The following is a 3073-nucleotide window of genomic DNA, read 5'->3' as shown; positions in this document are numbered from 1 at the left end:
GGCGCGAGCGGGGCGGCGGCATGGGGCGCCCGGCGCAGGGCCGGCGGCGCGCCACAGAGCTGCCTCATCGGGCACGGCGACATCCTTGCGCTGCCGCGCGGGTCATCGAAGGAGAGCCCCAATGCAGCCGATTGACGTGAACTCGAAGGTCTGGCAGCGGCTCCTGTCCGTCAGGCGCGGGCTGGCCTGCACGTGTTGCGGACAGTGGACCGCCGCGGAACGATCCGCGCTCGACCTCTACGGCCCGCTGGCCCGGCGCGACCTCGGGCCGGTCACCGTCGCGCAGATCGGCCAGTCGCTTGACGGCCGGGTCGCCACCGTCACCGGCGACGCGCAGGACGTGTCCGGCCCCGACGGGCTGGCGCATCTGCACCGGATGCGCGCGTTGGTCGACGGCGTGGTCGTCGGCGTCCGCACGGCCCTGCACGACACGCCGCGCCTGACCGTCCGGCTGTGCCCCGGCAGCAACCCCGCGCGCATCGTGATCGACCCGCGCGGCCGGCTTCCCGATGACATCCCCCTGCTGGCCGACGACGGCGCGCGGCGCATCATCGTGCAGGCCGTCGACCGGCCGCGGCCCGACGGGGTCGAGGTGATCCGCCTGCAGGACAGGGATGGCATGCTCGACCCGGTGCGGATCATCGGCGCCCTGCGCGAGGCCGGCCTTTCCACCATCATGATCGAGGGTGGCGGCATCACCATTTCCCGCATCCTCGAAGCGGGCCTTCTCACGCGGCTTCAGGTTGCCGTCGCCCCGTTGCTGATCGGCGGCGGGCCACAGGGCCTGACGATGCCGACACCGACCGAGAAACTGTCGGAGGCCATCCGCCCCGAGACGCGCGCCTATTCGCTGGGCTCGGATGTCGTGTTCGATTGCGCCCTGACCGAAACCGCGATCGCGGCGGCGCAACCGGCACACCCCGCCTCGGCGCGCGCCTCGCGATCCTGATCAGAACAGGCTCGCCGCCTGCCCGCGCCGCGCCGCCAGCAGAACACCCAGCCCCGGCAACGCCGCCACGATCACCGTCAGCCCGAAGGCGACACTCGCCGCCAGCCCGCCGCTCGCCGTGGCCCCCGCCACCGGGAAAAGCACGGCCGCCGCGCCTTCGCGCAGGCCCCAGCCGCTGATCGTCAGCGGCACCAGCATCGTCAGCAGGATGAGCGGCACGAAGGTCACGACGGCAGCCGGCGACAGGCCGTGCCCAACCGCCTGCGCGCAGAACCCGAATGCCGCGAGGTTGCACATCGTCGTGCCCACGCTCAGTGCCGCCTGCCGCATGATCACGTCGCGCGCCACAAGCGACCGCACCAGCGGTGCCCACACGGCCCGCAGCGCGCGGCCCGCCCTGCACGGCAGGCGGACGGCAAGCGACAGGCAAACGGGCAGGAACAGCCCGGCCAGCACGAACAGGCCGACCGGCGCGATCAGCCATGACGGCCACGTCACGCCGCCGGGCCGGGCCAGCGTGACGATGAATGCCGCCGCCATGACGGCAAAGAGGCCGGCCTGACCGGCCAGACGCTCGAACAGCACCGCTTGGCCCGACGCCACCAGCCCGGCCTGCCCCCGTGCCCTGATCGCCCGGCCGGCATCCCCGATGACCCCGCCCGGCAGCGACTGGTTCACGACCTGCGCGAGGTAATATTCGCGCAGCGCCTCGCGCGTCTCCAGCGTGATCCCCAGCCGCGCCGCCGTCAGCTTCCAGCGCAGGGCCGACAGCACGGTTTGCAGCGTCAGGGCCGCCACGGCGGCCACCAGCCACCCCCGGTCGGCCGACGTGAGGTTGCGCAGCGCCTCCGCCCCGCCGGCCAGGTGCCAAAGCAGCGCCAGCAGCGCGCCCGCAAGCAGGACCTGCCCTGCGCGCAGGGCGCCGCGCGACACGCGCCGCCCCCTCATTCGCCTGCCCGCGCGGCAGACAGGCGGGACGAGAAGACATCGATTATCAGGTCGCGCATCCGGTCCATGCGCGTGACCGGCGCGCCGGGCGCCGGGATCAGCCCCGGCCTCCAGCCCAGCGTCTCCGTCGCCCTGACAAGATCGGCCGGGCCGATGACGTGAACAGGCACGTCGGCGCGGTCGTCCATGGCGACGAAATCCGCCGCCGGGTGATCGCCCAACACGATCATCAAGGGCGGATCGCCGGCATGGCGCGCGGCATAGGAAAACACCGTCGACAGCGCGTAATCGATGGCCTTGCGGTATTGCCGCCGCACACGGTCCCGGTCGCGCCATACCTCCTCGGGCGGGTCGCCGGACGCGGCCATCGCGTCGAAGATCCGCCCCGACCCGATGCTGTCCCAGTCCACCAGCTCGGGCACCGGCACCCACGGGGCGTGCGACGAGGCAAGCGCCACCTGCGCGAACAACGGGCGCCCGCCGGTCACGTTGCGCAAGCGCCGGTCCAGCGCGGCAAGGGTGAACTGGTCCGGCATCGTGACCCAGTTGAACGGCGCGCCCGCATAGCCGAGATCCCGCGCCGCCAGCACGGTGTCGAAACCCATCAGGTCGGATTCCGGCCAGTCGAGCGTGATCTGCGGCATCACCGCTGCAGTGTGAAACCCCGACCGGGCCGCGAGGTGAAACAATGTCTCGCGTCCCGATGCCAGCACCGCCCCGTATCGCGCCTGGTCATCGACCCAGAGACCATTGGCAAAGGTCGCGTGCGACAGCCAGCTCTGCCCGCCGCGCGTCGGCGCCTTGAGCAGCCCGGATGCCGTTGCAAGCCCGCGGCGGGACAGATCCGCCTCGTGGCGGCGCAGCGTGTCACGATGCGTGTCAGCATAGAATGGCGTCTCAAGGCTCGTCCGGCCATAGCTTTCGATGAACACGATCAGCACGTCCCGGTCGATCCGGTCGAACAGGCCCGCCCTGTCCGCGTAGGGGTCGCTGGATGCCGCGACCCTGAATGCCCGCAACTCGCGCAGCGTTTCGCGGGCCGTCAGCACCCGTTCAACCCCGACGCGCGCTGTAAACGCCGCGCCGGGCGGCGCCACCGGCAAGGTCCATCGGCCCATCGCCTGACCGATTTCGGCCACCGCCGCCCCGGCGAACAGCAGCGCCCCGGCCCCGGCC

Annotated in this window: 3 protein-coding genes; 1 reads left to right on the top strand and 2 read right to left on the bottom strand. The window is 72.2% G+C overall.

Annotated elements, in window-relative coordinates; genetic code table 11:
- The first annotated feature begins 121 nt into the window (after nt 1-121).
- Nucleotides 122-949 (top strand): RibD family protein, encoded by an 828-nt coding sequence (locus ACH107_RS31550; RefSeq protein ID WP_412509593.1) that lies wholly within the window; start codon nt 122-124, stop codon nt 947-949.
- Here ACH107_RS31550 and ACH107_RS31545 read toward each other — a convergent pair whose 3' ends face one another.
- Complete coding sequence (locus ACH107_RS31545) at nt 950-1882, bottom strand: lysylphosphatidylglycerol synthase transmembrane domain-containing protein (RefSeq protein ID WP_412509592.1); 933 nt, start codon at nt 1880-1882, stop codon at nt 950-952. It lies immediately after the preceding gene.
- 11 nt (nt 1883-1893) lie between these two features.
- The coding region (locus tag ACH107_RS31540; RefSeq protein ID WP_412509591.1) for a sulfatase-like hydrolase/transferase at nt 1894-3073 on the bottom strand (1180 nt) is incomplete at its 5' end.

The sequence above is a fragment of the Roseovarius halophilus (ex Wu et al. 2025) genome, assembly GCF_047086965.1.
Note: the sequence above shows the minus strand (reverse complement) of the source record. Positions and strands in the feature narration are given on the sequence as shown.

Excerpts from the sequence above, each read along its gene's own strand:
- ACH107_RS31550 (WP_412509593.1), top strand. The coding sequence starts at position 122 with ATGCAGCCGATTGACGTGAACTCGAAGGTCTGGCAGCGGCTCCTGTCC.